We start from the raw sequence: 26,454 nt of genomic DNA, 5'->3' as shown, positions 1-26,454 counted from the left end.
TCCCGCTCAGAATGCCCCGACATAATTTTCCGCCAGGGCGGTCGCCATCGCGCGCGAGCTGACCAGGCATTCCAGTTCGGCGCGCTGCACCTCGCGCTTGAACGGGGTGGCGTCGGGGAAGGTGTGCAGCAGGTTGGTCATCCACCAGGAGAAGTACTCGGCGCGCCAGATGCGCTTCAGCGCGCCCGCCGTGTAGCCCTGCAGGCGCTCGTCGGCTCCCTGGCGGTAGAACTGCTCCAGTCCCTGCGCCAGCAGGTGCACGTCGGACACCGCCAGGTTCATGCCCTTGGCGCCGGTGGGCGGCACGATGTGGGCCGCGTCTCCGGCCAGGAATAGCCGGCCAGCCTGCATCGGCGTGGACACGAAGCTGCGCATGCCGATGATGTTCTTCTGGAAGATGCGTCCTTCCTGGACTTTCCAGCCGTCCCGGTTCTCCAGCCGCGCATGCAGCTCGGCCCAGATGCGGTCGTCGGACCAGTTGTCGACATGGTCGGCGGGGTCGCACTGGAAGTACAGCCGCTGCACCGTGGGCGAGCGGGTGCTGACCAGCGCGAAGCCGCGCGGGTGGCGCGCATAGATCAGCTCTTCTGACGAGGGCGCCGACTCCACCAGGATGCCGAACCAGCCGAAGCCATAGGTGCGCTGGTAATCCTGCCGTCCCTGCACCGGCATGGCCGGCCGCGTCACGCCGTGGTAGCCGTCGCAACCGATGACGAAATCGGCATCGATGCGCGCCGCCCCCCCGCCGTGGCTGTAAGTGACCGACGGCGTGGTGGTTTCGACGCCATGCAGCTGTACCCCGCTCACCTCGAACAGCAATTGCCCCTGCGCCGCCTGCCGCGCCGCCACCAGGTCCTTGATCACCTCATGCTGCGGGTAGACGGTGATCGACTTGCCGGTCAGTTCGGTCAGGTCGATGCGGTGGCGGCGGCCGCTGAAAGCCAGTTCGAAACCGTGGTGCAGCGCGCCCTCGGCCCGCATGCGGGCGCCAACGCCGGCGTTGTTGAGGATGTCCATGGTGCCTTGCTCCAGCACGCCGGCGCGTATCGTCGCTTCGATCTCGGCCTGGCTGCGCGACTCCAGCACGATCGATTCGATGCCGTTCAGATGCAGCAGATGGGATAGCAGCAGGCCCGCTGGGCCGGCGCCGATGATGGCTACCTGGGTACGCATGGTGTCTCCGGTTGGTTGTTATGTGCAGCCATCGTAGCGCCGGGGGCGGCGAAAAAAAATGGAGGAAATCGCATAAAACTTGTACTATTTCGACACCCAGCCACTTTCACCGCCCGCCCCGCCCATGTCCCGCAGCACGAAACCGTCCCGTCCGGAAATTCCCCAGTTCGCCCTGTACGGCGAGCAAACACGGGGCGACGGCGCCGAATTCGTGCATATCGAGCTGATCGAAACGCGCAGCCGCCTACATCACTGGCACATCGACAAGCATACCCACGCCGGCCTGTTTCAGGTACTTTTCCTGTTCGGTGGCGAAGTCCGCGCCAGCATCGGCGGCGCCGTGTGGGAACGCCGCGCGCCGGCCGCCATCACCATCCATCCCTCCGTGGTGCACGGCTTCGATTTTTCAGCCGAGGCGCACGGCTATGTGCTGACGGTGGACCAGAACGTGCTGTTCGCGGCCGGAGGCAGCCACGGCGACCTGTACTCGCCGCTGTTCGTGGAACCGCTGGCGCTCGACCTGTCCAGTGCCCCGGAGTGCGCGCGGCTGGAGCCGCTGCTGCGCCAGCTGCTGGAAGAAGCGGCCTGGCCGCGGCACGGCCACACGCTGATGCTGGAATGGCTGGCCCGCAGCGCCCTGCTGCTGCTGGTGCGCGTGCACGCGGAGCGCCGCTTCGCCGACCAGTCGGGCCGCAGCGACTTTGAACTGTTCAGCCGCTTCCGGGCGGAAGTGGAGCAGCATTACAGGGAGCAGTGGCAGGTGGGCCAGTATGCGGCAGCGCTGCGGGCCACGCCCACGCGGCTGAACCGGCTGTGCCTCAAGTTGTCCGGCAAGTCGGCGTTCGACATTGCGCAGGACAGGCTGATGCTGGAAGCGTGCCGCAAGCTGACCTATCTTCCCGCCAGCATCGCCAGCATCGCCTACGAGCTGGGATTCCAGGACCCGGCCTACTTCAGCCGCCTGTTCAAGAAACGCATGGGACTGACGCCCAAGGCCTTCCGGGCCGCCTGAGCGCTGCCCGCAGCAATCTACAGCAAGGCGTTCAGCTCCACCTGGATCTTGATCAGCGCCGGCAGGCAGCGTTCCACCATCTGCTCCAGCGGCATGCGTCCGGCGTGCACGCTGATGTTCATGGCCGCCACGATCTCGCCCCGGAAGTTCTTCAGCGGCACGGCCATGGTGCGCAAGCCCAGTTCCAGTTCCTGGTCCACCAGCGCATAGCCCTGTGCGCGCACCCGCGCCAGCTCCAGCGCCAGGCGCTCCTTGCTGACGATGGTGTGCTCGGTAATGCGTTCGGGCTGGGCGCGCTCCAGGAAGGCCTCGATCTGCGCCTGAGGCAGGTGCGCCAGCAGCACGCGTCCATTGGCGGTGCAGTAAGCCGGCACCCGGGTGCCCGGCTGCAGCGTGACGGACACCAGCTGCCCGGCGCTGACGGCGGCCACGCACACCAGCTGGTCGTGATCGAGCACGCCGGCCGAGGCCGCCTCGCCCAGAGAATAGGCGAGCCGGTACAGCAAGGGCTGCACGATGCGCGGCAGGCGCGCCGAATGCAGGTAGGACTGGCCCAGCCGCAGCACCATGGGCGTCAGCGCGAACTGCTTGTTCTCGTGCCGCATATAGCCCAGGTGCGTCAGCGTGATCAGGTAGCGGCGCGCCGCCGCGCGCGTCAGGCCGGTGCGCTCGGCCACCTCGGCGATGGTCAGGCGGCTGCGCTCCTGGTCAAAGGCGGCGATCACTTGCAAGCCTTTTTCCAGGCCGGCCACCATGTCGCGCTTGGCCGGCGATTCGTCTGCAGTGTCCATGGATAAGATATTTGCTGATTTGTGCGAGTATCGCACATTTTGGGCGCATAGCGAATGTCGCTCGACATGGGCGTATTGTCGCGCCGCGCGGCCTTTCATAACATTCAAGGCACAACAAACCACTGGAGGCCTGCCTTGCAATTCGATGCCATCGCGCCCGGCGTGTACCCGGAGCTGATCTACCCGCCATACAAATCCACGCTGAAGCGCGGCCCCACGCAGCCGCTGCTGCGCATCCGCGCCGAGCAGCCGGTGCAGGACAATCTGCAGCCTTCCCCGCGCATCCTGCTGCCCAACGACATGGACTTGACGGCGCACGGCCAGGGCGAGCCGCTGGGCGAGAAAATCGTCGTCACCGGCCGCGTGGTCGATGAAGACGGCAAACCGGTGCGCAACTCGCTGCTGGAAGTGTGGCAATGCAACGCCGCCGGCCGCTACCGCCACAAGCGCGACCAGCACAATGCGCCGCTGGACCCCAACTTCAACGGCTGGGGCAAGATGATGACCGGCGACGATGGCCGCTACCGGTTCATCACCATCAAGCCCGGCCCTTACCCGTGGGGCAACCACGACAAGGCGTGGCGTCCGGCCCACATCCATTTTTCCCTGTTCGGCAATGTGTACGCGCAGCGCCTGGTCACGCAGATGTACTTCCCCAGCGACCCGCTGTTCGACTACGACCCCATCTTCCAGAGCATCCCCGACCTGGACGCGCGCCAGCGCCTGATTTCCCGCTATAGCCTGGAGCACACCGACAGCGACAAGATGCTGGGCTATGAATTCGATATCGTACTGCGCGGCCGCGGCGCCACGCCCATGGGCATTTGAGGAGCAGCGCATGACCAGGATTACGACTTCGCAAACCATCGGTCCCTTCTCGCACGAAGCCTGGCAGTGGGCGGTCGACGCCAGCGCCGCCGGGCAGCTTGAGACCACGGCCGCCACCATCACCATCAGCGGCGCCATCTACGACGGCGACGGTGTGCCGGTGAACGACGCCCAGATCGAAGCCTGGCAGCCGGAGGCCGCCGGCGCCGAGGCGGCACAGGCGCTGCCCGGCTTCCGCCGTGTGCCCAGCGGCGACCAGGGCCAGTTCAGCCTGCGCCTGTCGCAGTGCGCGGCGCCGGGCAGCGGCGCGCCGGCCACCTTCATCACCGTGTTCGCGCGCGGCCTGGTCAAGCACCAGTTCAGCGCCGTGTTCCTGGAGGACGACGCCGGCCTGGCGCAGTCGGCGATACTGCAGCAGGTGCCGGCCGAACGGCGCCACACCCTGATAGCGCGCAAGACCGCGCCCGGGGTCTATCATTGGGACATCTGGATGCAGTCCGACAAGGAAACCGCATTCTTCGACTATGTCTGACCTGGCAGCGGGGTTCCCTTGAGCGTATCCATTTTCGATAGTTTCCTTACCACGCCGGACATGATCGCCGTGTTCGACGACGCAGCCATCGTGCAGGCCATGCTGCGCTTCGAGCAGGCGCTGGCGCTGGCGCAGGCCGAAGCGGGCTTGCTGCCGCCGGCCACCGCGCGCGCCATTGCCGGCGTGTGCAATGCCCAGCTGTACGACATCCCGGCCATCGTCAACGCCGGAAGGCGCGCCGGCAGCCTGGCGATTCCGCTGGTGCGCGAGCTGACCCGCACCGTGGCGCTGTACGACAAAGAAGCCGCCTCGCGCGTGCACTGGGGCAGCACCAGCCAGGACGTGATCGACACCGCCATGGTACTGGCCACGCGCGACGCCCTGCAGCTGCTGGACGACGGCCTGCACGACCTGTGCGGCCGGCTGCTGCAGCTGGCGGAGCGGCACGTGGACACGCCGGTGCTGGCGCGCACCCTGATGCAGCCGGCGCAGGTCAGCAGCTTCGGGTTCAAGCTGGCGGGCTGGCTGGCGCCGCTGGTGCGCGCGCGGGCCCGCCTGCGCGAATGCGCCGCGCGCGCATTGCAGCTGCAGCTGGGCGGTGCGGTCGGCACCCTGGCCGTGATGGGCCAGCAAGGCGCGGCCGTGGCAGCACTGGTGGCCGCAGACCTGGGCCTGAAGCTGGCCGACGCCGCCTGGCACACGCAGCGCGACGAATGGGTGCGCCTGGGCCTGGAGGTGGCGGTGCTGGCCGGCAGCCTGGGCAAGATCGCCACCGACATCAGCCTGATGGCGCAAGGCGAGATCGCCGAGCTGGCGGAACCGTCCGGCAATGGCCGGGGCGGCTCGTCCGCCATGCCGCACAAGCGCAACCCGGTATCGGCCATGATCGCGCTGGCGGCCGCCACCCGCACGCCGCAGCACGCGGCGGCGCTGCTGGCCAGCATGGGGCAGCAGCATGAGCGCGGCCTGGGCAACTGGCAGGCCGAACTGGCCGAATGGCCCGGCCTGTTCCTCAGCGCGCACGGCGCACTGCAAGCGCTGAACGACGCCTTCGCAGGCCTGCAGGTGGACCCGGCGCGCATGCTGCGCAACATCGATGCCTTGCAGGGGCTGGTGTTCGCCGAGGCGGCGTCGGCCTGGCTAGCCGGCAGCATCGGCCGTCCGGCGGCACACAGCCTGCTCGAAACCATGAGCGCGCAGGCGCTTGCCAGTGGCAGTCACCTTGCCGATGCGCTGGCCGAAGCAGTGCGGGCCGACGACCAGCTGCGCCGGCAAGTCGACCCGGCCGCGCTGGCCACGCTGTTCGATCCGGCCACCGCCGCCGCACCGGCCCGGCGCCTGGCACAGCAGCAATTGCACGGCCTGCGCATGGACATCGCAACGCTGAACGGCGCCCACGCCTATTCCGGCGCCAATCCCGACACGCACGACAGGACCACCAAATGAGCTTCGACCCTATCGACCACGACTTCGAACGCGGACTGAACCACCGCCGCGCCATCCTCGGCGACGCCTGGGTTGAGCGTTCGCTGGCCAACGCCAACAGCTTCAACGCCGACTTCCAGAACCTGATCACGCGCTTTGCCTGGAACGAAGTCTGGGGCCGGCCCGGCCTGGAGCAGAAGACCCGCCGCGCCATCGTCCTTTCCATCACCATCGCCCTGGGCCGCTGGGAAGAGTTCGAACTGCACGTGCGCGCCGCGCTGCTGGGCGAGGCCGGCAACCGCCTGTCGCCGGACGAACTGAAGGAAGTGCTGATACAGTCGGCCATCTACGCCGGCGTACCGGCCGCCAACACCGCCTTCTCCCACGCGCAGGCCATCCTGCGCGAGCTCGGGCCGCAGATCGGCTATGTGCTGGAAGCGGCGGCGCCCGCCGCCGCCAGCCATCCGGGCGTGGGCCGCGAAGGCCGCAGTGCCGGCCAGCCTGCGCTGCACTACACCGTGCGCGCCCCGCGCAGCGGCAAGGCGCCGCGCCATACCGTGGTACTGAGCCATGCCCTGGGCTGCGACCTGACCATGTGGGACGCGCTGGCGAACCAGCTGGCCGCCGACTGCCGCGTGATCGCCTACGACCACCGCGGCCACGGCAGCTCGGCAGCGCCCGACGGCGCGTATTCCATGGCCGACCTGGCCGACGACGCCGCCGCCCTGCTGCGCGAACTCGATACCGGGCCGGTGGTGTGGATAGGCGTGTCGATGGGCGGCATGGCGGGCCAGGAGCTGGCGCTGCGCCATCCGGCGCTGGTGCGCGCACTGGTGCTGGCCAACACCACTTCGGGCTATCCCGAGGCGGCGCGCGAGGTATGGCGCCAGCGCATCGCCACCGTGCGCGCGCAGGGCATCGAAGCCATCGCCGACGCGGTGATGGGGCGCTACTTCCACGACGGCTTCCGCAGCACGCAGGCGGCCACCGTGGCGCGCTTCCGGCGCCGCGTAGTCAGCACGGACGTGCAAGGCTATATCGGCTGCTGCAACGCGGTTGGCACGCTCGATACCACCGCGCGGCTGCACGCGATCGCCGCGCCTGTATTGGTGATCGCCGGGGAACTGGACCAGGGCACGCCGCCTGAAATGGCACGCACCCTGGCGGAGGCCGTGCCCGGGGCTCGGCTGCTGGTGCTGAATGACGCGTCCCACCTGGCCTGCGTCGAGCAGCCGCAGGCCTTCGCGGCGGCGGTGCGCAGCTTTATGGCCGCGCTCTGACCCGCGCTGCGCATCCCCGCTACACGCCGGGATCGCGCACCTTCTCGGCCTGGTCGAACTCCACGTTGTACCAGGCCGCCCCGCTTTGCTCGGCGCGGCGGATGTATACCGTCTGCACGATGTCGCGCGTGGCGGCGTCGATGCTGACCGGGCCGCGCACGCTGGTCCAGGCCATGCCTTTCATGGCGGCCAGCAGCTTGTCGCCGTTGCTGTCACCCCTGGTCTGCTTCAGCGCCTGGTACAGCAAATGCATGCCGTCGTACGCGCCGACCGAGTGAAAGTTGGGCCGCATGCCCTTGTTCGCCTTGCCGAACGCCTCCACGTAAGCCTTGTTTTCGGCCGACGGGTGGGCCGCCGAGTAGTGATGGCTGCTGACCACGCCGGCGGCGGCCGGGCCGATGCTGGCCATCAGGTCGTCGTCCAGCACGTCGCCGGTGCAGATCAGGCGAATGCCGGCGGCGGCCAGTCCGCGCTCGGTGAACTGCTTGAGCACGGCGGCGCCCTCGCCCGACGGCACGAATACGAACAGCGCGTCCGGTTTCAAGTCCTTCACGCGCGCCAGGAACGGCGCGTAATCCGGATTGCGCAGCGGCGCGCGCAGGCTGTCGCCAACCTTGCCCCCGCCTTCGGCAAAGTCCTTCACAAACACCTTCTCCGCGTCCAGCCCCGGTCCATAGTCGCTCACCAGTGTCACCACGTTGCGTATCTTGTTGCGGGCCGCCCACTGTGCCATCGGCGCCGTCACCTGCGCCAGCGTGAAGCCGGTGCGCACGATGTAGGGGGAACGCTGCGGTATCACCGAGGTGGCGGCCGCCATCACGATCATCGGTACCTTGGCTTGCGTGGCCACCGGCGCGGCGGCAAAGGCCAACGGTGTCAGGCCGAAACCGGCCAGCACCTGCACCTTGTCGCGCGACACCAGCTCCTGCGCCAGGCGCTTGGTCACATCCGGCGCCACGCCGCCGTCATCCTTGAGCAGGATCTCGACCGGACGGCCGGCCACGCTGGCGCCGTTCTGCTGCAGGTAGAGCTTCACCGCCGCCTCGATCTGGCGGCCGGTGGAGGCGAACGGGCCGGACATCGGCACGATCAGGCCGATTTTCAGCGGTTCGGCAGCGGATGCGGGTACGGCTGGCAGCACGCCGGCCGACAGGGCTGCGGCGCCCAGCAGCAAATGGCGGCGCTGGTGGTTGATATTGTCTGGCATGGTGTCTCCTCGTTGTAGGTTAGCTTATAGGTCCAGCAGCAGCGTGGCGGTTTTGGCGCGGGAACAGCAGGGGGTGAACTGGTCGTTGGCGGCCTGCTCGGATTCGTCCAGATACAGGTCGCGGTGGTCCGGCACGCCGTCCAGCACGCGCGTCAGGCAGGTGCCGCACACGCCCTGCTCGCAGGAGGCGGGAATGAACACGCCGGCGTCGCTCAGCACGCGCAGCACGGTGCTGCCGGCCGGTATCGCGTACACCATGCCGCTCGACGCCAGCTTCACCTCGAACGGCCGGTCGCCTTCCAACACCGCCGCTTCCACCGCGCCGGCGCCGAAGTATTCCAGATGCAGCTGCTCCTGCGGCCAGCCGTGCGCCTTCGCGGTGGCCTTCGCATAGTCGATGAAACCGGCCGGGCCGCACAGGTAGATGCGGGTGCGCCGGTCCAGCCTGGCCAGCAAGGCTGGCAGATCCAGCTTCTGCGCGGCGTCGCCGCTGTCGTAGTGGAAATGGACCTGCGGCGCGAACAGGGCGGCGGCGATACGGCCGCGGAAGGCGGTGCGTTCGGGCGAGCGGGTGCAATAGTGCATCTCGAAGGGCGCGCCCTGCGCCGACAGCGCTTCCGCCATCGCCAGGATGGGCGTCACGCCTATGCCGCCGGCCAGCAACAGGCTGTATGGCGCATCGGCCAGCGCAAAGTGATTCTTCGGTGCGCTGATGCGCAGCGTGGCGCCGGCGCGGATCTCGTCGTGCATGGCTTGCGACCCGCCGCGCGAGCCGGGGTCGCGCAGTACGCCGATCAGGTAGCGGTGCCGTTCGTGCGGCGGATTGCACAGCGAGTACTGGCGTACCAGGCCGGCCGCGCCGGTGTGCACGTCGATATGGGCGCCGGCGGTGAAGGACGGCAGCGGCGCACCATCCGCGCTCACCAGTTCGTAGCTGCAGATGTCCTGCGCCTCCTGGTGCTTGCGCTCGACGCGGACCTGCAGGAGTTCGGTGCTCATGCGGCCCGCTCCTGCTTGCCCTGTTGCGCTTGCTCCTTTAGCAGCCACTGGTCCAGCAGGCGGCGCGACTGCACGCCGCCGGCGTCGATATTCAGCATCAGCAGCTTGCGATCGGGATGGCGCAGGATGTTGGCCTGCTGCAGCTCCAGCATCTGCTGGTCCTCGGCGAAGATCTTGCCCTGGCCCTCGCGGATGGTGGCGGTCAGTTCCTTGTCCTGCGGCTTGAAATTGCGCGCCATGCCCCAGAAATACCAGTGCGAGGTCTCGGTTTCCGGCGTGATGAAGTCGACCACGATACTGGAAGCCTTGTGCTCGGGTGCGGCATCATAGCCGCCCTTGCCGGCGTGCGCCACGCCCACTTCGATCATCACGTGGCTGGGCGGCGTGAAGCGGCACACCTGCCAGCGGTCCACCGGCACGTCGTCGGCCAGGCCGTTGCCGCGCAGCGCGGCGCGCCAGAACGGCGGCGCCATGATGTTCTCCATGTAGCGGCTGGTGATGACCTGCTCGCCCTCGACGCGGGTACTGACCGGCGCCTCGTCGATTTCCTTCTGGCCGATGCTCGACGCGTGCACATAGGTCTCGTGCGTCAGGTCCATCAGGTTGTCTATCATCAGCCGGTATTCGCAATTGATGTGATACAGCCCGCCGCCATAAGCCCACTCGGGATTGTCGGCCCACTCCAGGTGGTGGATCAGGGCCGGATCGGCCAGCTCGCGTTCACCGGTCCAGACCCAGATGAAGCCATAGCGCTCTTCCACGGGATAGCTGCGGATGCACGGGAAGCCGCGCACGCGCTGGCCCGGCATGCTGATCACCTTGCCCTCGCAGCCCATTTCCAGGCCGTGGTAGCCGCACACCAGCTGGCCGCCGCGCACGAAGCCGAGCGACAGCGGCGCGCCGCGGTGCGGGCAGAAATCCTCCACCGCCGCCACCTTGCCGCCGGCGCCGCGATACAACACGATCTTCTCGCCGCAGATCTGGCGCCCCAGCGGCTTGCCTTCGATTTCGTCCGGGGTGCAGGCCACGTACCAGGTATTTTTCGGGTACATCTCGTCTCCTTGTTTGTTTTTGATATTCAGTACACTGAATGTTGTAAAGTATAGACTGGAAACCGGAGAAGTAAACACCCGGCTCGAAATCTTTTTTACGGTACGCCATGCCAGAAACCGAAAGCAAACTGACCAATCTGTACGAGCACCCTGGCCACTTGCTGCGCCGTGCGCAGCAGATCTCGGTATCGATTTTTTACGATGAAATGGGGAGCGAGCTGACCCCGGTGCAATACGCCATGCTGCGCAACCTGGAGCGCAATCCGGGCATCGACCAGGTCACGCTGTCGGCCGCCAGCGGCATCGACACGTCCACCGGCGCCACGGTCTGCGCGCGGCTGGCCGAGAAAGGCCTGCTGACCCGCACGGTGATCCCGACCAACCGCCGCCAGCGCGCGCTCGCCATCACGCCTGCCGGCGAGCAGCTGCTGGCCGACCTGATCCCCGGCTCGCAGCGCCTGCGCCGCCGCCTGCTGGCGCCCCTGACCGGGCCGGAGCAGCTGCAGTTCATGGAACTGCTGACCAAGCTGGTACAGGAAAACAACGACCAAAGCCGCGCCCCGCTGGCAAGCCGCGACGCTTGAGGCTTCGGCGCCCGGCGGTCAGCTCGGCACTTGCTGCGGGGCCGCAGCATCGTCCTGTCGTCGCCCGGCGCCTATCGCAGCCCTCACCGACAGCGCCCAGTCGATTGCGAAAATTTGCGCCGTAGGGTCCTGTGGCGGCCATGCAATGCCAAACCGTTGCCGTTCTGTTGGCGCGGGTTTCCAATGCGCCCGTCCATGCCCACAGTGTCACGCTGCCCCGATTGCCGCGCGTACTGAAGGCGACCACTTGATTGGCGCGGCCGTCTTGTAGCTCAGCCACCTGAATATGCCCACCAGCGTCATGAGAGGAAAGACGATGGGGAAGAAGATCAGCCCGAGTACCATCATCGCCTTCTGCTCGCGCCACCAGATGCGAAATCTCTTGCCGTAGGGTCCGGCCGACGCCATGCACTGCCAAAACGATGCCGTGCTGCTGGCCCGCGCCAGTACTTCACCCGGCGGCAAGTGCGGGCCGTCTTCTTCCATGAAGCGCCGGATATGCTCCCACGCAGCCGGAACGGTCACCTCCCCCATCAGCGTACTGTTGCCGATCGCAAAACTGTCCATCGGCGTCGGATCGGTGGCGCTGGTCCGCACCACAAAGATAAGGCCGTGTTGCCGCGCAATCGTCGAGCCGGTTGTGCTTACCGCAGCGTGATGCTCGGCGTCGATGAGATCCCAATCGTACTCGGCAGTCTTGGTTGGCCACCGACTGAGAACGCCCCGGAAGCCCGAATAGGTCTCCCGGAAAATCCGGTAAACCTTACGGTTCTTCCTGTCAAAAATCGTCGGCTCATCTTCAGGTCGAAATAGCTCGAACCGGATGTACTTGATGCCGAAATAGGCACCGAATATAAAGAACAGGGATGTGCAGAACACGGCAAAAATCTCGAACAGCCGAAACTTCCCTCTCTCCAGTATGTCAAACAAGAAGAGCTGGCCGAACCAGAACGCAAAGGCCGCAATCAGGACCCCGCCCAGCATCACCACGCCCCTCATGCCCGGAGCTATGGCGGTGTATTCAATCGCGTCGTCAAAAACGTTCTTTATCAAACCGAGCGCCACCCCATGTTCCGATGCTCTCCGGCTGCGCTCGAATCGATGCAGGACACCGGACACATTGCCCGTCTTCCCGGTGTTATCGGCGCTCATGTGCTGCACCCCGAATTTGCCTGCGCAATCGCAGCCTTCTGCTCCTCCGCGGTGTTTTTCATTACCTCATCAAGCGCTGCCCGCTCTGCTCTCCAGTCGCCTTTGGCGAACATGTCATCTCTTTTCCCCTGGACTATAAAACCGCCATCCCGGCCAAAGTAGCTTCGTCCCAGCCATCGCTGCAGTTCATTTGGCGTCAGCACAATTGCAGCGACCTGAATCGCAACGCCGGCGCCAAGCAGCAGCAAACCGACACCCGATACCGTCAACCCTACTCCCGCGACGGTGCCAAGAACCGCGTTGGCCGCAAGCCGCGTCGCAACTGTTCTGACCACCGCGCCACCGATGGCGCGTGTCTCGAGCGCGCCTGCTACGGCACCGATAGTCAGCGCGCCCGAGGTCACCCCCGTGCCTGCGAACGCGTACGCCGAAATTGTGTACAGGTCGGCAACCAGCGTATTTCCAAGCTCAGCCTGGTCTTTGCTTTTCTTCCTGGAAGCAATCGCATTAATCGCGCCCCCTGCAACACCCGTTAAATTGCCCGCGATCCGCAACAAGGCCAGTTTCACACTGAGGTTGGCGGCCGCCGGGCCCAACCGCTTTGAAATATCTATCTCAGCAGCAACGGTCCACAGTGCCAGGGCGCCCCCGGTAAACCCGAACACGCTATCCATCATGCCGTAATTCGCATCGATCGCCGCCGATTCGTCTTTTGCATTGCTCACCGCTGCCAGGCCGTTCATCACGCCTATCGTCTGGATCACCATGCTGGCCAGCGCCAGGCGCGCATCGAGCGTCTTCGCTACCGCCACCATATGCGAGCCGGTCGCGCTCTGCGCCATATTGGGCAATGCGGAGCGCATCAGATTGGCAGACTTTGCGGCTGTGCTGGCCTGGCCTTGGTACAGCTGCAGGAACGTTTCTTCCGACATCGTGAATACCGAGCTGCCGGCTTTCGCGACCGCTGCCGTGGTGGCGGCGCTACCCATCTTGACCGTGCCGGCAGCGGGATTGTTGGCCACGTCGGCTACCTTGCCGTTCGCTGCCTTGATGGCATCCGTGTCGGTCAGCAACGTCAACTGGATTTTGGTGTGGTTGGCCCGCGCCTTCTTGATGCGCGTTTTGCTGATGCCAAGCGGCTGGCCTGACCGCGCCGCGAAAATGGCGAGCGCGTCGTCGGCGTTGACCTTCATCGTGACCAGCACCGGCAATTTCGGTGCGTTGCCTTTCAACGCGCCCTCCACCGCAATTTCCAGCGCACTTTGCACCAGGGACAAACTCTGAAGCTTGCCGAGCATGCTGGCGGTCGCGCCTGTCTTATTTCCCGCGTGCGACGCGAGCGCCAGTGCGGCCCCACTCAGTGCGCTGAGCTGGCCGACACTGAACAGCGCCAGCGAGTGGCCAAGCCAGCCATGGGAGCCCATGACGTTCTTGGCTTTTTGCAGTTCGCTAAAGCCTTTGACAAGATCGTACGTCTTGTCACGCATGCCTTCGGCACCGGGGTCGCCAGTCAACTGCACATGGACCTGCTTGATCATCCGGTCCATATTGCCCACCATGGCACGCAGCGCCACTGAATCCTCTGCGGTTATCGGCAGGTCGAGCAAGGCGGCGTAACGCTTCATCACCGGACCGACAATGAACGGACCCGGCTCGTTTATCCTGCTGTTCTCGGAAGAATAAGGAAGGCTGCACACATTCGAGTCAAAATGCCGCGCAAAGTACGTCAAGGTCTGCGCATCCCGTGTGGCGGCGAACCAGTCCTGCTCCAGAAGCTCTATCGGGTCATAGTGGTCCGCCTTCATCTTCGCTTCGAACTGCTTGACCCACGCCGCCCGCTCTTCCTCGTCGTAGTACGAGGTGAACTTGGCCCAGTTCTTCTTGGCCTTTTTCTCTGTCCAGGCGGCAGCCCGTGCGTCGTGGTCCGCGAAAACCACACGCACCAGTTCTTCCTTTTCAAAGGCCGACTGGTAGCCGGACAACAGGAAGTTACCAAGTGCACCACGGCACTGCGTACTGCGAATCAGCGTCTGCCTTTCCTCTTCCGTCAGGGGCCTGGCGTAGGCGTCCTTCGGCCACAAGTGCCTTTGAGCATCGAAAGACTTTTTCGTGCGCAAAGGACTGACATCGTCGTAGCTGGTGAGATCGGCCTCGTCAACCAGGCTTTGTTTTAAGCCCAGCACGGTGTGGGAGCTGTTCAGCGGGTGCAGATTTTCCGGCTTTTCAATCTCTCTCTTGACAAAACTATTCCTGCGTATCCGCAGGGCATTCAGTTCGGTGGCGATGCCCACCGGGTCGCGCAGCACGATCGCCATTTCCTTACCCGCCGTCTTGGGATGCTTGGCGGCGGCAAGCGTCAAGTTGGCCGCCAGCTCGTCCACCTTGCCGGCGATGCTGTTGAATGGAAAATCGTGGTCGGTCGCGCCGTCAATCTTCAGCGTCCCGAGCGCGCACTCGAGCACTTGCTCCTTCAGCCTATAGGCCGTCGGCACGAAACTGTTCGGCCCGCAGCTTTGCAGCGAGATCTTCTGCATCACCAGCGGGTCCGCCTTGTTCTTGTCGCGCAGCTTGTCGCTCCACAATGCAACGCTGTACGCCACCCACAGCTCTTTGATCTTGTGCGCCTGCGGAATGCCGGCGACCTTCATGCCCGTGGCGATATGCTCAGGGCGCTTGCATGGCACCGGCGCGTCCGGCTGCGAAAACAGCTCGTGGCTTTCCGGCACCAGATCGGCGTGCTCCGTCACCCGGTAGACCAGCCAGTTCGGCACGCCGGCCGGCGGGCTCTCCACATAGATGTGTACATAGCCTGCACGCAGCAGCCGCAAGGCAAAGCGCGACTGGCGGGGCAAGGGCATGGGCAGCAGCCCGCCGGTGACGGCAGCGTCGGCCGCGACTTTGTCGGCGCCGGTGGCGGCAATCAGTTTACTTTTTGCTATAGGACTGGGCCGCAAAAACAATAGCGATAGGGAGCTCTTCCTGCAGACGTCGCAGCCTGTGTTCGTTACCATGATGTTCCTGAATTTCTGTCGATTTGCATAGATTTTGCGGCGCCGGCGCGCAGCGCGATGGCATCGAGATCGCGGTGCAGGTAGCGCAGGGGCTCTGGAGGCTCGTCCTGCGTGCCCTGATCGTCGAGCAGCGCTTGTACCCCAGGCAGCCGCGCCAGCTCCGGGTGCAGCAGGGACAGGGTGGCCCACACCACCTGGTCGCTGCTGTTCTGGAAGCGGTGCGGCCACTTGCGCGCCGCGCTGGCAGCCTCGCTCACCGCGCCACCGGCGGCCGGGTACAGCTCCCGGGGCGTGGCGCCGTCCTTGCGGCTCAGCTCTCCCAGCCATTGCGCGATGGTCCGGTGCAGCATCTCGCCGCCTTCCATCCGGCGCCATTCGGCCGCGTCCAGGCGCAGCGGCTGCGGCAGCTCGCCGGGCGAGCGCAGGCGGCGCAGTGCGCCGAAGGCGTCGAGGTAGGTCCAGCTTTGCACGCGGCCAAGCTGGCTGGCAACGCGGTGCTCGCCGGCCACGTGGCACAGCAGGTCGAGCGCGCGCCGGTCGGCCAGCCGCAGATAGGTGGCCTTGGTATAGGCATCGGTGTTCACCCGGCACAGCGCAGACAGGCGCGCGCCCAGCTGCTCGAAATGCATGCTGCTTTGCAGCCAGCCGCCGATGCGGTGCACCGCCCGGCCTTCGCCGTCCAGTCCTTTGGACTGCGCGGCGAGCCGTTCCTCCTCCGCCAATTCCAGGGTGGCCTCCAGCAGCGGGTCGTCCGCACCGCGCAATTGCACCAGATACGGGTGCTGGCGCGGGGGCAAGGCGATCGTGCCGGCCAGCGGCACCGGCGCTATTTCCCTGTCCCATGCCTGTTCCCGCAGCGCCTGCGCCTCTGCGGCCGTGCCGGGAGCGCCCATGCCGGACAGGGGCTCGCCGGCCATGGGATCCACCAGTACGAAAAGCGGGGTCAACGCATCAACGCCGGCACGCAGTTGTTCCAGCCTAGATGGCACTGGCGCCTCCACCTGCCGCTTCCGCCTGTTTGGAAGGACATTCCGCCAGTTTTCCCAGCGGCGGCAGCGCCAGGTTGCTGCTCGAGCTCTGCGGCCCGGTCAGCTCCTTCATGCTGGCCTTGAAGGTTATTGTGCCCGGGCCGTGCAGCATGATGTTGCCGCCCTCGAGCTTGATGTAGGCGCCCTGCGCGGTCAGCAGCACGTGGGTCTTGCCGGCCACCGATACGCTCTTGGCGGTGCTGGCCACGGTGATCAGCTTGTCGGCCGTGGCGCGCGTGGGGCCGTTCTGGCTCTGCATGCTGAACTTGCCGCTGGCTGCATGCAGCCGGATGCCGGTTTCCTGGTTCGGCTTGCTGGCATTGCCCGCCTTGCCGTAGGTAAACAGGCTGATGCCGTCCTTGACCAGGTTGCAGGCGTTGCCCTGCGCGGCGAAATTGATGTCCTGCCCGGCCGTGATGCTGGCCGTGCCGCCGGCCGCCACGATGGCGCTGGCCGGCGTGGCGGCGGCGATGCCCGACGGGCTGGACAGTTGCAGGTGCGCTTCGCTGTAGGCCGTGGCCTGGCCTGCGCCGCCGGCCTCGCCGCCCTGCCCGGCGCCGCTGGCGCGCAGCACCTCGGCGCTGTGCCCCATCTGGGCCAGCGCGTCCAGTTTGGCCGGTTCCGGCTCGTCCTTGAGCTTGGCGTTGTGCTGCTGCGCCGTGCCGGCCAGTTGCTGCTGCAGCTGCCAGCTTTGCTCGACCTGGGTTTGCGCCTCGCGCGAGTCGAGCTGCTGGCCGGTGGCGCCCTGGCGCGCATCGGCCGTCAGCAGCATGCCTTGCCCGGCGCGCAGCGCCACGCTGTGCGCGGATTTCAGTTCGGCGCCGAAGCCGGCCGGGGCCAGGCGCTGGTTGTCGGACTGGTGCCGCAAGTGGCCCAGGTTCAGTTCGTCCGTGCCGGCGTGCGCGGCGGCGTGGCGCTGCAGGGCCACGCGCGGTTCGCCCGCATGGTCATCGAACACCAGCTGGCTGTAGGCGCCGGTGCCGCTCTGGCTGGCCTGCATGGCTTGCGACTTGATGCCGGACAGCGCGGCCGGATGGGCGTGCGCGCCGGCCTCGCCGGGAAACCAGGGCGGCGCATTGCCGGTGGCGGCGCCAGCGCCCTGGCCCACCTTGTTGTGCTGCGCATCGGTCTGGCCGCTGCCGTTGTACAGGCTGCCGATCGCTACCGGGCGGTCGATGTCGCCGTCGATGAAATCGATCAGCACTTCGCTGCCGATGCGCGGCACCGCCACCGAGCCCCAGTTGGCGCCGGCAACCGGCGCCAGCGGGGTGGCGATGCGCACCCAGGTGCCCGCCCTGTCGTCGCCGGGCGCACCGCTGTCGCCCTGCGGCGCCGGATGGGCCAGGCGGCTGTGGCTCTGTTCGCCGCGCTGCCAGTGGAACTGCACCTTGATGCGGTGGTCGCGGTCGGTGTGGATCACGGCGCCCGGCGGACCGACCACGATGGCGGTCTGCTGGCCGCCCGCGGTGGGCTTGGGATGCAACAGCACGCCGTGGCCATCGCGGCCGCTGTGGCGGTATGGCACGGCGCTGGGGATGGCGTCGACGCGGTTGCGGTAGAGCGGCCGCTCGCCCTTGCCGCTGCCCACCGCATGCAGGCCGCCCAGCGATTGCTGCTGCTCGCGCAGCACCGCGGCGGCGAGCGCGCACGCGCCCAGCGCCTGGTGCGCGGCTTCGCGCACTTCGCTGCTCAAGTTGTTGTGCGCCAGGTGCACCACGCGCACGATGGCGTAGCTGTTCTCGCCCTCGCCTGCATGCACGCCCTCGTCCAGCGTGAAGGTGGTGCCGGGACTGAGCGTACGCACGGTGCCGGCGCCGGTATAGATGGCCTGGCCTGCCGCCAGCGCTTCGGCCTGGCGGTCGGCAATGCGCTGGCCGTGTTCACGCGACACATAGGCATAGGCGCCGGGCGTATCCCGGCTGGCGGGATCAGCTGCGTTGCCGGCACCGGCGCTCACCGGGCGCATGCCGGTGCTGCGGTAGTCCCAGCTGGCCACTTCCACGCCGCCCACTTTCCAGTTCAACTCGCTGCGCCAGCGGTCCATGGCGTCATCCTTCATGACCGCGCCGGGCTGGGTGAAGCGCACGCTGGCCTGGGCATTCGGCTGGAAGCTGCCGTTGTGGTCCGCAATCACCATGGTGTGGCCGCCCAGCGCCGGGCTGCCGGGCGCGCCCTCGTGCTCGAAGTAATAGAACAGGCCCTCCTCGTGCATCAGGCGTTCGGCGAAGGCCAGGCTGGATTCCTGGTACTGGCAGGTCAGCGAGCGCTTCGGGTACAAGGCGCGGTCGGCCACGTCGTAGCGCCACTGCGGCACCAGCCGGCCGGGGTTCGCCCAGCCGCCGAACAGCGCGTCCAGGATGTCGAACACGGTCATGTCCTGGAACACGCGGCTGTCGCGGCCCAGGCCGAGGAAGGCGTACCAGGGGCCGATGCTGAGTTCGTAGCGCGCCAGGCCGCCGTCGGCGCCCAGCATGCGCGCGCCCGTCACGTGACCGTGGAAGGGACGCAGCTGCTCGCGGCTGGCGGCCGTCATCAGTTGCAGCAGCACCGGCTGGCCCAGCAGCGACTTCAGCGCGATGGTGGCGTCGGTCGACAGCGCCGTCACTGTCAGCGAGTAAGGCTGGCTCAGCGCTTCCTCGCCGCGCAGGCATTCCGCCAGCAGGCGCTGTGGGCCGAGCGGCGTGATCAACTGAAGAATTCGTTTATCTTGAGTAAAATTTTCTTGCAACACAGACATTGGCCCAGCCCTCGACATACATGCAAAAACGGATAAATTAATAAATTACTATGTTCCGTCGGGCATTAAACCTGAGTTACTGCTTCGTGGCAAGAGTGATTCAATTGAATCGGGGGGTAGCCGGGGCGGGTGCGGCCGGCCGAAACGGCGCTCAAACTGGTGCCGTAAAACAACGGAAAGGACCACACGAAACGGTTCCGGCACGGCGATTCTGGTGCAATATACATGGGCAGGACCGCCGTTCCCACACTAGAAGGAGACACCATGCATCGTTCCCCGCTCGCCCACCTCGCCGGCGCCTGGCTGCTGGCCGCCGCGCTGCCCGCGTCCGCGCAAAACGCCACCAAGGCCGACGCCATCGCGCTGGTGGACAAGGCCGTGGCCACCATCCAGAAGAAAGGCATCGAGGAAGCCTGCAAGGACTTCGCCGATCCCAGGGCCGGCTTTATCCAGGGCGACCTGTATGTATTCGTGCAGGACGCGCAGATGATGATGGTGTGCCATGCCACCACGCCGCGCATGAACGGCAAGGACATGTCCCAGCTGAAGGACGCCGACGGCAAGCAGTTCGTGCAGCAGATGCGGGAAGTGGCCCAGTCAAAGAAACCCGGCTGGGTCGACTATGTCTGGGTCAATCCCGTCACCAAGGCGCTGGAAAACAAGACTTCCTATATCCGCCAGGCCGAGGATAAGTACACCGTCGGCGCCGGCATCTACAAGCCGAAGTAGATCAGGCTACGGCCACCAGGCGGTCCAGCTTGTCGCCTTCGGCCAGCAGGCTGGCGCTGTCCGAGTCGTGCACGATGCGGCCCCGGTCCAGCACGATGGCGCGCTGCGTCAGCGACAACGCCAGCCGCGCGTGCTGTTCCACCACGATCACCGACATGCCCTCCTCCCGCACCAGCTGGCGGATCACCTTCACCAGCTCCTGCACGATGATGGGCGCCAGGCCCTCCATCGGTTCGTCCAGCAGCAGGATGCGCGGATTGGTCATCAGTGCGCGCGCGATGGCCACCATCTGCTGCTCGCCGCCGGACAGCTGGTTGCCCATGTTGCTGCGGCGCTCGAACAGGCGCGGGAATAGCTGGTAGATCTTCTGCAGGTTCCACCGGCCGGAACGCGCCACCACCGTCAAATGCTCCTCCACCGTCAGCGAGGGGAACATATGCCGTTCCTGCGGCACCCAGCCCAGTCCCGCGCGGGAGCGCCGGTAGGTGGGCATGCGGGCGATGTCGGCGCCGGCCCAGCGGATGGCGCCGCCGTGCAGCCGCGTCAACCCCATCAGCGTCACCAGCAAGCTGGTTTTGCCTACCCCGTTGCGGCCCAGCAGGGCCAGGCTGTCGCCCTCGCTCAGGGCGAACGATACGTCTTCCAGCACGATGGATTCGCCGTAACCGGCAGTCACCTTGTCGAGCGCCAGCAATTCAGCCATGTTCGGCCTCCCCCAGATAAACTTCCTTGACGCGCGGGTCGGCCGCGATTTCCGCCGGCGTGCCCTCGGTCAGCACTTTGCCGCCCACCATGACCGTGATGCGGTCGGCGAAGCGGAACACCAGTCCCATGTCGTGTTCGATGAACAGCACCGTCACGTCGCGCGGCAGCTGGGCCAGCACCTCGAACAGTTCCTTGCTCTCCGCCTGCGGAATACCGGCGGCCGGCTCGTCCAGCAGCAGGATGCGCGGCTTGGTGGCCAGCGCCAGGGCGATCTCCACCAGGCGCTGCTTGCCGTAGGCCATGCTGCGCGTGACGCTGTTGGCCTGGTCGGCCAGCTTGAGCGTGACCAGCAAGGCCATGGCTTCGTCGATCACGTCGGTCAGGCTGGCCACCGTCTTGTGCCACACCGATTGCAGGCCGCGCCGCTCGCAGATCGCCAGCGCCACCGACTCCAGCACCGTCATGCCGGCGAACAGGGTGTTGAGCTGGAAGGTGCGCGTCATGCCGCGCTGCACCCGCTGGTGCTGCGGCAGCTGCGTAATGTCCTCGCCGCCCAGGTAGACCTTGCCGCCGCTGGGCATCAGGCCGCCCGTCAGCAGGTTGATGAAGGTGGTCTTGCCGGCGCCATTGGGGCCGATCAGCGCGTGGCGCGCGCCCGGCGCGAAGCTCAGGCTGACATCGCTGTTCGCGGCGAAGGCGCCCCAGCGCTTGCTCAGGCCTTCGGTGCGCAGCGTGATGTCGGCGTTCGCGCTCGTGCTCATGTTCGTCTCCATGCTCATGGCTGCTCCTTGCGTGTGAAACGGGCGGCCAGCTTCTCCAGCCCGCCCAGGATGCCGCCGCGCGCGAACAGCACGATGGCCACCAGCAGCAGGCCGATATAGAACTGCCAGTAGGCCGGATTGAGGCCGGAAATATAGTCTTGCGCCAGCATGAACACGGCGGCGCCGATCAGCGCGCCGTACAGGCGGCCGGTGCCGCCCAGCACCAGCATGATCAGCAATTCGGCCGAACGCGGGAAGCCCAGCGAGTCCAGGCCCACGAACTGTGTGGTCTGCGCCAGCAGCGCGCCGGCCAGGCCGGCCACGGTGGCGCCCAGCGTGAACACGGCCGCCAGCCGGCGGTTGACGTTGACGCCCAGCGCAGGCATGCGGCGCGCGCCCTCGCGGATGCCGATCAGGCTCAGGCCGAAGGGCGAGTTCACCACCCGGCGCAGCACCACGAACACGACGAACAGCACGGCCAGGCTGTAACAGAAAGCCACATTGCCGTTCAGGTCGAACTCGAACACGCCGAACAGTTTGCCGACCACCATGCCGGACAAGCCATCGACGCCGCCGGTGAGGAAGGAGGCTTTGTTGGCGGCTTCGAACAGCATCAGGCCGATGCCCAGGGTGACCATCAGGCGCGTCAGGTCCTGGCCGCGCACCACCAGGAAGGACATCACGAAGCCGGCCAGCCCCGCCACTGCGGCGCCGGCCAGCAGGCCGCTGAACGGTTCGCTCCAGCCGTGCACCGACAGCAGCCCGGCGGTGTAGGCGCCCAGCCCGAAGAAGGCGGCGTGGCCCAGCGAGACGATGCCCGCGTAGCCCAGCAGCAGATCGAGCGACAGCGCAAACAGGCCGACGATCATGATCTGGCTGATCAGCACCAGGTAGCCGGGGAAGGCGAAGTAGGCGGCCACCGGCAGCAGCCAGAAGGCGATTTCGAGCGCCTTCCAGCGGTCGTTGGGCAAGCGGAGCGTGGTCATATTTTTCGCACTCGGGTTCTGCGGATGCATGTTTTCCGCCTGTTCGGCGGCGGGCGCCGGTTTGACGGCGGCTTGGGAAAAGGCGTTCATGCTTTCCTCCGGATCAGGCCTGCGGGGAACAGGATCAGCAGCACCACCATCAGCCCATAGATGACGAAAGCGCCCACCTGCGGCACATAGTATTTTCCGGCCACGTCGAACACACCCAGGATCAGCGCCGCCAGCAGCGGCCCCTTGATGGTGCCGGCCCCGCCCACGGCCACCACCAGCAGGAAGTAGACCATGTATTTGAGCGGGAACGTCGGGTCCAGGCCCAGCACGTCGATGCCGAGCCCGCCGCCCAGGCCGGCCAGGCCGGAGCCCAGCGCGAAGGTCAGGCTGAACACCATGCCGACGTTGATGCCCAGGCCGGCGGAGGCGGTCTGGTTGTCCACTGCCGCGCGGATCTGCGCGCCGAAGCGGGTGCGTTCGATCAGCAGTCCCAGCGCCAGCGTGACCAGCACCACCACGCCGATCAAGAACAGGCGGTAGGCGCCCACTTCCAGCCCAAGCAGCGGCACCTGGCCGCGCAGCCATTCCGGCAAGCTTACCGGCTGCTGCGTGGGGCCGAACAGCCAGGTGGCGCCGGCCACCGACATGAAGGTCAGGCCGATGGAGAACAGCACCTGGTCCAGGTGGCTGGCCTGGTACAGGCGGCGGTACAGCAGCCGCTCCAGCACCAGCCCGGCCACGGCGGAGGCCAGGAAGGCCAGCGGCAGCGAGGCCAGGAAAGGCACGCCCAGGCGCGACAGCACGGTCACGCTGACATAGCCGCCCAGCATGGCGAAGGCGCCATGGGCCAGGTTTATGAAGTTCATCATGCCCATCGTGACCGACAGGCCGACGCTGATCAGGAACAGCAGGCTGCCGTAGGCGATGCCGTCAAATAGTACGCCGGCGAAGTTGGCTAGCATGTCTGCCTCCCGCCGAGGCATCCGCCGGGATATCCACTGAGGTATTCTTGATTCATCTTGTCTCCATGTGCGATTACCGCACTTATGATTGTTTATCGCACACTCAGTTTAGCAACGCCCTCTTGCGCAGGTCAACAAAAAAACGCCTATCGAATCCGCCGACTGCATTAGAATCACGCCATGCCCAAGACTACCAAACTCAATGCCGGCGAGCCGAGTCCCGAACTTGATCATCAGCCGGAGCCTCAGCGCGAGCCCACCATCTCCGAGCAGATCGACGCGCTCACCGATCCCAGCTTCATGACCTCGCTGGCGCGCGGCCTGGCCGTGCTGCAGGCCTTCAGCGATTCGCGCAAGCCGCAAACCATCGCCAACATCAGCCAGAAGACCGGCATTCCGCGCGCGGCCGTGCGGCGCTGCCTGCACACGCTGCGCGAACTGGGCTACGTGGATGCGGAGCTGAACAACTTCTCGCTGCGGCCCAAGGTGCTCACCCTGGGCTACTCCTACTTGTCGTCGACACCGCTGACCGTGTCGGCCCAGCCCTACCTGAACAGCATCAGCCGCACGCTGAACGAATCGAGCTCGCTGGCGGTGCTGGACGACGGCGAGGTGCTGTACGTGGCGCGCGCCGCCACCTCGCGCGTGATGTCGGTGGCGCTGAACACCGGCAGCCGCCTGCCAGCTTACTGCACTTCGCTGGGCCGCGTGATGCTGGCGCACCTGCCGCCCAAGGAACTGGACCAGTACCTGGCCACCACCCGCCTCAAGCCGATGACCGAGAACACGGTGGTGAACCAGAAGCGCCTGCGCGACATCCTGGCCGGCGTGCGCCAGGCCGGCTACGCCATCAACGACGAGGAGCTGGAACTGGGACTGCGTTCCATCGCCGTGCCGGTGCGCGGCGCCTCGGGCTCGGTGCTGGCGGCGCTCAACGTCGGCGCACAGGCGTCGCGCGTCAGCGTGCAGCAGCTGGAGCAGGAGTTCCTGCCGGTGCTGCTGCGCGGCGCCCAGGAACTCTCGATACTGCTGCCTTAGGCCGGTCAGAAATGGTGGCGCAGGCCGGCCATCACGCCGTTCTGCGTCATCCCCGCGCCCACGGTGCCGCCGGCATCCAGCGCCACGGCCGAAGTGCCGGAGTTCTTCATGCGGCCTATCGCGCCGTACACCGCGGTACGCTTGGACAGGAAGTAGGTCATGCGGCCCACCAGCATGCTCACGTCCGAGGCGCTGCGCTTGGTGTCGCGGCGCGCCACCTGGACGTCGAAGGTGGCCAGCGGCGTGACCGGGTAGCTCAAGCCCAGATAGTACAGGTCGGACTCGCTCAAGCCCGTGACTGCGCTCGTACTGCGGTCCACTACCCCGGCGCCGATCTTGGCCTGCCCCACTTTGAGGTAGCCGTTCACGGTGATGCGCTTGTCGCTGTTGCTGCTGCTGGTCAGGCCGGCGGCGGCGCCGGTGTTCCCGTACAGGATGTCGTACGACACGTTCAGGCCGTACTCCGGCACTTCGTAGCCGAACAGGCCGGTGACCTGGCGGCAAGCCTTGGAATTGCCGGCCACCTCGCCAGGGCAGTTGGTGGCTGCCGGCCCGCCGGCGGCGGACGCGTCGCGCCCGGTGCTGTAGGTGGCGCCCACCACGAAGTTGTTGAAGTTGCCCAGGTAGCCCACTGCGTTGTCGCTGCGCGCATTCGGCAGGTAGGCGTCAATGCTGCCGATGGCGAACAGGTTGGGCCCCAGCACGTCGGCCTTGATCATCGCCAGGTAGGTCATGTTGATCTGGCGGCCCAGCGTCACGGTGCCGAAGGCGCCCTTCAATCCCACCGAGGCCTGGCGGCCGAAGATGCGGTTGCCCTGCCCCATGGCGCCGGTGTCCAGCGACAACCCGGTCTCCAGCGTGAATACGGCCTGCAGGCCGCCGCCCAGGTCCTCGGTGCCGCGAAAGCCCACGCGCGACGGGAAGGAGCCGGTCAGCGACGGCATCTTGGTCATGTTGCCACCAGCGGCGTTGACGTTGGTGGTGTACACCAGGCCCGTATCCACCAGGCCGTACACCGTCACATTGCTTTGCGCCATGGCGGCGGATGCCCCCGCACCGGCCAGCAGCGCCGCAGCGCATCGGATTGCTTTCTTCATTCCAGTCTCCAGTATTGTTTTGGTTCTTACTCATGAATGTGCGATCACCGAACATTCGCTTGTTAATCGCACATATATTGGATACTATGGATCAGGCGATACACTGTCAACAACTACATCAAGGAGACCAGCATGACGATCAGCAAACTTGTACCAATTGCGACACTTGCCGCGGCCGCGTGGAGCGCCATGCCGCTGGCGCAAGCGCAGGACACCATCAAGGTGGGCGTGATCGCCGCCTTCTCCGGTCCCTTCGCCGATTACGGCAAGCAGATGGAGGGCGGCATCAAGGCGTACATGGCGCAGCACGGCGCCTCCGTCGCAGGCAAGAAGATCGAGATCATCCTCAAGGACACAACTGGCCCCGCACCCGAAGTCGCCAAGCGGCTGGCGCAGGAACTGGTGGTGCGCGACAAGGTGGACTTCCTGGCGGGCTTCGGCCTGACGCCCGAGGCGCTGGCCGTCGCGCCCATCGCCGAGCAGGCCAGGAAGCCGATGATCATCATGAACGCGGCCACTTCGGTGATCACCACCAAGTCCAACTATATCGCGCGCTTTTCGATGACGCTGCCGCAGATCTCCGCGCCGATGGCAACCTGGGCGGCGAAGAACGGCATCAGGAAAGTGGTCACGCTGGTGGCGGACTACGGCCCCGGCATCGACGCCGAGGCGGCCTTCAAGACTGAATTCGTGAAAAGCGGCGGCGCGGTGACGGAAGCGATCCGGGTGCCGCTGCGCAATCCGGAATTCGCGCCCTACATCCAGCGCATCAAGGACGCCAAGCCGGACGCCGTGTTCATCTTCGTGCCGGCCGGCGAGCAAAGCATCGCCTTCATGAAAGGCTACCGCGAGCGCGGCCTGGCGGCGGCCGGCATCAAGGTGATCGCCACCGGCGACCTGACCGACGACCACGTGTTGCCGGCGATGGGCGACGCCACGCTGGGCGTGATCACGACGTTCCACTACTCCGCTGCCCATAAGTCCCCCGAGAATGCGACCTTCCTGAAGAATTTCGCGTCCGCCAATCCGGATGGCGGAAGGCCCAACTTCATGGCCGTGGCGGCCTATGACGGCATGGCCGCGATCTATGAGGTGGCGCGCAAGCTGAACGGCAAGATCGAGGGGGACCAAGCCATGGCCATCCTGAAGAACATGCGCCTCAACAGCCCGCGCGGCCCGATCTCCATCGATCCGGCCACGCGCGACATCGTGCAGACGGTCTACGTGCGCAAGGTCGAAAAGGTCGGCAACGAGGTGTACAACATCGAGTTCGACCAATTCGCCAGCCAGAAGGACCCGGGCAAGTAAGGGCCGCGAGCGCGGGGCATGGCTCTCCGCGCCCGACGCCCCCTGTGTACGCCGGGTGCGCCGGGC

Annotated in this window: 23 protein-coding genes; 9 read left to right on the top strand and 14 right to left on the bottom strand. The window is 66.2% G+C overall.

Annotation, left to right across the window (positions count from 1 at the left end):
* Positions 1-6 precede the first annotated feature (6 nt).
* On the bottom strand, positions 7-1,173 hold the full coding sequence (locus AC6H42_RS24295; RefSeq protein WP_497549149.1) for a 4-hydroxybenzoate 3-monooxygenase: 1,167 nt from the start codon (positions 1,171-1,173) through the stop codon (positions 7-9).
* Positions 1,174-1,297: 124 nt separating this feature from the next.
* Between AC6H42_RS24295 and AC6H42_RS24290 the strand changes: the two genes are divergently transcribed.
* On the top strand, positions 1,298-2,185 hold the full coding sequence (locus AC6H42_RS24290; RefSeq protein ID WP_057156743.1) for a helix-turn-helix domain-containing protein: 888 nt from the start codon (positions 1,298-1,300) through the stop codon (positions 2,183-2,185).
* A 17-nt stretch (positions 2,186-2,202) separates the two neighbouring features.
* Here the strand turns inward: AC6H42_RS24290 and AC6H42_RS24285 are convergent, their stop codons facing one another.
* Complete coding sequence (locus AC6H42_RS24285; RefSeq protein ID WP_497549148.1) at positions 2,203-2,976, bottom strand: IclR family transcriptional regulator domain-containing protein; 774 nt, start codon at positions 2,974-2,976, stop codon at positions 2,203-2,205.
* A gap of 135 nt (positions 2,977-3,111) precedes the next feature.
* Here AC6H42_RS24285 and pcaH point away from each other — a divergent pair, with 135 nt between their 5' ends.
* Genes pcaH through pcaCD form a run of 4 tightly spaced genes read left to right on the top strand, consistent with a single transcriptional unit; the run spans position 3,112 to position 7,041 of the window.
* Positions 3,112-3,804: a protocatechuate 3,4-dioxygenase subunit beta gene (gene pcaH, locus AC6H42_RS24280; RefSeq protein ID WP_057156356.1), complete on the top strand. Its 693-nt coding sequence runs from the start codon at positions 3,112-3,114 to the stop codon at positions 3,802-3,804.
* Between the two features lie 10 nt (positions 3,805-3,814).
* A complete protein-coding gene (locus AC6H42_RS24275) occupies positions 3,815-4,336 on the top strand; it encodes a peptidase associated/transthyretin-like domain-containing protein (RefSeq protein ID WP_497549147.1) in 522 nt (173 codons plus the stop codon).
* A gap of 18 nt (positions 4,337-4,354) precedes the next feature.
* Positions 4,355-5,782, top strand: a complete 1,428-nt coding sequence (gene pcaB / locus AC6H42_RS24270) for a 3-carboxy-cis,cis-muconate cycloisomerase (protein ID WP_497549146.1) — start codon at positions 4,355-4,357, stop codon at positions 5,780-5,782.
* Entirely contained in the window at positions 5,779-7,041 is a 1,263-nt protein-coding gene (gene pcaCD, locus AC6H42_RS24265) for a bifunctional 4-carboxymuconolactone decarboxylase/3-oxoadipate enol-lactonase PcaCD (RefSeq protein ID WP_497549145.1), read from the top strand. The genes pcaB and pcaCD overlap by 4 nt, the downstream gene beginning before the upstream one ends.
* Positions 7,042-7,060: 19 nt before the next feature.
* Here the strand turns inward: pcaCD and AC6H42_RS24260 are convergent, their stop codons facing one another.
* Genes AC6H42_RS24260 through AC6H42_RS24250 form a run of 3 tightly spaced genes read right to left on the bottom strand, consistent with a single transcriptional unit; the run spans position 7,061 to position 10,299 of the window.
* On the bottom strand, positions 7,061-8,248 hold the full coding sequence (locus tag AC6H42_RS24260; protein WP_057156349.1) for an ABC transporter substrate-binding protein: 1,188 nt from the start codon (positions 8,246-8,248) through the stop codon (positions 7,061-7,063).
* Positions 8,249-8,272: 24 nt separating this feature from the next.
* Positions 8,273-9,247: a PDR/VanB family oxidoreductase gene (locus AC6H42_RS24255; RefSeq protein WP_497549144.1), complete on the bottom strand. Its 975-nt coding sequence runs from the start codon at positions 9,245-9,247 to the stop codon at positions 8,273-8,275.
* On the bottom strand, positions 9,244-10,299 hold the full coding sequence (locus AC6H42_RS24250) for an aromatic ring-hydroxylating dioxygenase subunit alpha (RefSeq protein WP_497549143.1): 1,056 nt from the start codon (positions 10,297-10,299) through the stop codon (positions 9,244-9,246). Before AC6H42_RS24250 ends, AC6H42_RS24255 begins: the two co-directional genes overlap by 4 nt.
* 107 nt (positions 10,300-10,406) lie before the next feature.
* Between AC6H42_RS24250 and AC6H42_RS24245 the strand changes: the two genes are divergently transcribed.
* The gene (locus AC6H42_RS24245; protein WP_057156344.1) at positions 10,407-10,883 is read left to right on the top strand and encodes a MarR family winged helix-turn-helix transcriptional regulator; all 477 of its coding nucleotides are present in this window, start codon (positions 10,407-10,409) and stop codon (positions 10,881-10,883) included.
* Positions 10,884-11,090: 207 nt separating this feature from the next.
* Here the strand turns inward: AC6H42_RS24245 and AC6H42_RS24240 are convergent, their stop codons facing one another.
* From AC6H42_RS24240 to AC6H42_RS24225, 4 genes are all read right to left on the bottom strand, one after another.
* Positions 11,091-12,035, bottom strand: a complete 945-nt coding sequence (locus AC6H42_RS24240) for a DUF6708 domain-containing protein (protein WP_057156342.1) — start codon at positions 12,033-12,035, stop codon at positions 11,091-11,093.
* Positions 12,032-15,046 (bottom strand): T6SS effector BTH_I2691 family protein, encoded by a 3,015-nt coding sequence (locus tag AC6H42_RS24235; RefSeq protein ID WP_497549142.1) that lies wholly within the window; start codon positions 15,044-15,046, stop codon positions 12,032-12,034. Before AC6H42_RS24235 ends, AC6H42_RS24240 begins: the two co-directional genes overlap by 4 nt.
* On the bottom strand, positions 15,040-15,963 hold the full coding sequence (locus AC6H42_RS24230; RefSeq protein WP_157201002.1) for a hypothetical protein: 924 nt from the start codon (positions 15,961-15,963) through the stop codon (positions 15,040-15,042). Before AC6H42_RS24230 ends, AC6H42_RS24235 begins: the two co-directional genes overlap by 7 nt.
* A gap of 61 nt (positions 15,964-16,024) precedes the next feature.
* Positions 16,025-18,811, bottom strand: coding sequence for a type VI secretion system Vgr family protein (locus AC6H42_RS24225; protein ID WP_497549141.1), 2,787 nt, complete (start codon positions 18,809-18,811; stop codon positions 16,025-16,027).
* Between the two features lie 264 nt (positions 18,812-19,075).
* Between AC6H42_RS24225 and AC6H42_RS24220 the strand changes: the two genes are divergently transcribed.
* A complete protein-coding gene (locus AC6H42_RS24220) occupies positions 19,076-19,540 on the top strand; it encodes a cache domain-containing protein (RefSeq protein WP_057156335.1) in 465 nt (154 codons plus the stop codon).
* Between the two features lies 1 nt (position 19,541).
* Here the strand turns inward: AC6H42_RS24220 and AC6H42_RS24215 are convergent, their stop codons facing one another.
* The 4 genes from AC6H42_RS24215 to AC6H42_RS24200 are packed head-to-tail and all read right to left on the bottom strand — an operon-like array spanning position 19,542 to position 22,945.
* Positions 19,542-20,243 carry an ABC transporter ATP-binding protein gene (locus AC6H42_RS24215; RefSeq protein WP_057156333.1) on the bottom strand — a complete coding sequence of 234 codons (702 nt, stop codon included), beginning with the start codon at positions 20,241-20,243 and terminating at the stop codon, positions 19,542-19,544.
* Entirely contained in the window at positions 20,236-21,006 is a 771-nt protein-coding gene (locus AC6H42_RS24210; protein ID WP_057156742.1) for an ABC transporter ATP-binding protein, read from the bottom strand. Before AC6H42_RS24210 ends, AC6H42_RS24215 begins: the two co-directional genes overlap by 8 nt.
* Before the next feature lie 14 nt (positions 21,007-21,020).
* Positions 21,021-22,022, bottom strand: a complete 1,002-nt coding sequence (locus AC6H42_RS24205; protein ID WP_497549161.1) for a branched-chain amino acid ABC transporter permease — start codon at positions 22,020-22,022, stop codon at positions 21,021-21,023.
* A gap of 56 nt (positions 22,023-22,078) precedes the next feature.
* The gene (locus tag AC6H42_RS24200) at positions 22,079-22,945 is read right to left on the bottom strand and encodes a branched-chain amino acid ABC transporter permease (protein ID WP_057156329.1); all 867 of its coding nucleotides are present in this window, start codon (positions 22,943-22,945) and stop codon (positions 22,079-22,081) included.
* 180 nt (positions 22,946-23,125) lie between these two features.
* Between AC6H42_RS24200 and AC6H42_RS24195 the strand changes: the two genes are divergently transcribed.
* Positions 23,126-23,983, top strand: coding sequence for an IclR family transcriptional regulator domain-containing protein (locus AC6H42_RS24195; RefSeq protein WP_057156328.1), 858 nt, complete (start codon positions 23,126-23,128; stop codon positions 23,981-23,983).
* Between the two features lie 5 nt (positions 23,984-23,988).
* Here AC6H42_RS24195 and AC6H42_RS24190 read toward each other — a convergent pair whose 3' ends face one another.
* Complete coding sequence (locus AC6H42_RS24190; protein WP_057156327.1) at positions 23,989-25,080, bottom strand: porin; 1,092 nt, start codon at positions 25,078-25,080, stop codon at positions 23,989-23,991.
* A 189-nt stretch (positions 25,081-25,269) separates the two neighbouring features.
* Between AC6H42_RS24190 and AC6H42_RS24185 the strand changes: the two genes are divergently transcribed.
* Positions 25,270-26,388, top strand: coding sequence for an ABC transporter substrate-binding protein (locus AC6H42_RS24185; protein ID WP_373888192.1), 1,119 nt, complete (start codon positions 25,270-25,272; stop codon positions 26,386-26,388).
* Positions 26,389-26,454: the final 66 nt, after the last annotated feature.

This window comes from Massilia sp. NBRC 108631 (assembly GCF_059704565.1).
This window is presented reverse-complemented; position numbering and strand designations above follow the sequence as displayed.

Excerpts from the sequence above, each read along its gene's own strand:
- AC6H42_RS24215 (WP_057156333.1), bottom strand. The coding sequence starts at position 20,243 with ATGGCTGAATTGCTGGCGCTCGACAAGGTGACTGCCGGTTACGGCGAA.
- AC6H42_RS24250 (WP_497549143.1), bottom strand. The coding sequence starts at position 10,299 with ATGTACCCGAAAAATACCTGGTACGTGGCCTGCACCCCGGACGAAATC.
- AC6H42_RS24240 (WP_057156342.1), bottom strand. The coding sequence starts at position 12,035 with ATGAGCGCCGATAACACCGGGAAGACGGGCAATGTGTCCGGTGTCCTG.
- AC6H42_RS24225 (WP_497549141.1), bottom strand. The coding sequence starts at position 18,811 with ATGTCTGTGTTGCAAGAAAATTTTACTCAAGATAAACGAATTCTTCAG.
- pcaCD (WP_497549145.1), top strand. The coding sequence starts at position 5,779 with ATGAGCTTCGACCCTATCGACCACGACTTCGAACGCGGACTGAACCAC.
- AC6H42_RS24275 (WP_497549147.1), top strand. The coding sequence starts at position 3,815 with ATGACCAGGATTACGACTTCGCAAACCATCGGTCCCTTCTCGCACGAA.
- AC6H42_RS24285 (WP_497549148.1), bottom strand. The coding sequence starts at position 2,976 with ATGGACACTGCAGACGAATCGCCGGCCAAGCGCGACATGGTGGCCGGC.
- AC6H42_RS24185 (WP_373888192.1), top strand. The coding sequence starts at position 25,270 with ATGCCGCTGGCGCAAGCGCAGGACACCATCAAGGTGGGCGTGATCGCC.
- AC6H42_RS24190 (WP_057156327.1), bottom strand. The coding sequence starts at position 25,080 with ATGAAGAAAGCAATCCGATGCGCTGCGGCGCTGCTGGCCGGTGCGGGG.
- AC6H42_RS24195 (WP_057156328.1), top strand. The coding sequence starts at position 23,126 with ATGCCCAAGACTACCAAACTCAATGCCGGCGAGCCGAGTCCCGAACTT.
- AC6H42_RS24235 (WP_497549142.1), bottom strand. The coding sequence starts at position 15,046 with ATGGTAACGAACACAGGCTGCGACGTCTGCAGGAAGAGCTCCCTATCG.
- AC6H42_RS24230 (WP_157201002.1), bottom strand. The coding sequence starts at position 15,963 with ATGGCCGGCGAGCCCCTGTCCGGCATGGGCGCTCCCGGCACGGCCGCA.
- AC6H42_RS24205 (WP_497549161.1), bottom strand. The coding sequence starts at position 22,022 with ATGCATCCGCAGAACCCGAGTGCGAAAAATATGACCACGCTCCGCTTG.
- AC6H42_RS24260 (WP_057156349.1), bottom strand. The coding sequence starts at position 8,248 with ATGCCAGACAATATCAACCACCAGCGCCGCCATTTGCTGCTGGGCGCC.
- AC6H42_RS24255 (WP_497549144.1), bottom strand. The coding sequence starts at position 9,247 with ATGAGCACCGAACTCCTGCAGGTCCGCGTCGAGCGCAAGCACCAGGAG.
- AC6H42_RS24245 (WP_057156344.1), top strand. The coding sequence starts at position 10,407 with ATGCCAGAAACCGAAAGCAAACTGACCAATCTGTACGAGCACCCTGGC.
- AC6H42_RS24220 (WP_057156335.1), top strand. The coding sequence starts at position 19,076 with ATGCATCGTTCCCCGCTCGCCCACCTCGCCGGCGCCTGGCTGCTGGCC.
- AC6H42_RS24290 (WP_057156743.1), top strand. The coding sequence starts at position 1,298 with ATGTCCCGCAGCACGAAACCGTCCCGTCCGGAAATTCCCCAGTTCGCC.
- AC6H42_RS24295 (WP_497549149.1), bottom strand. The coding sequence starts at position 1,173 with ATGCGTACCCAGGTAGCCATCATCGGCGCCGGCCCAGCGGGCCTGCTG.
- AC6H42_RS24200 (WP_057156329.1), bottom strand. The coding sequence starts at position 22,945 with ATGCTAGCCAACTTCGCCGGCGTACTATTTGACGGCATCGCCTACGGC.
- AC6H42_RS24210 (WP_057156742.1), bottom strand. The coding sequence starts at position 21,006 with ATGAGCACGAGCGCGAACGCCGACATCACGCTGCGCACCGAAGGCCTG.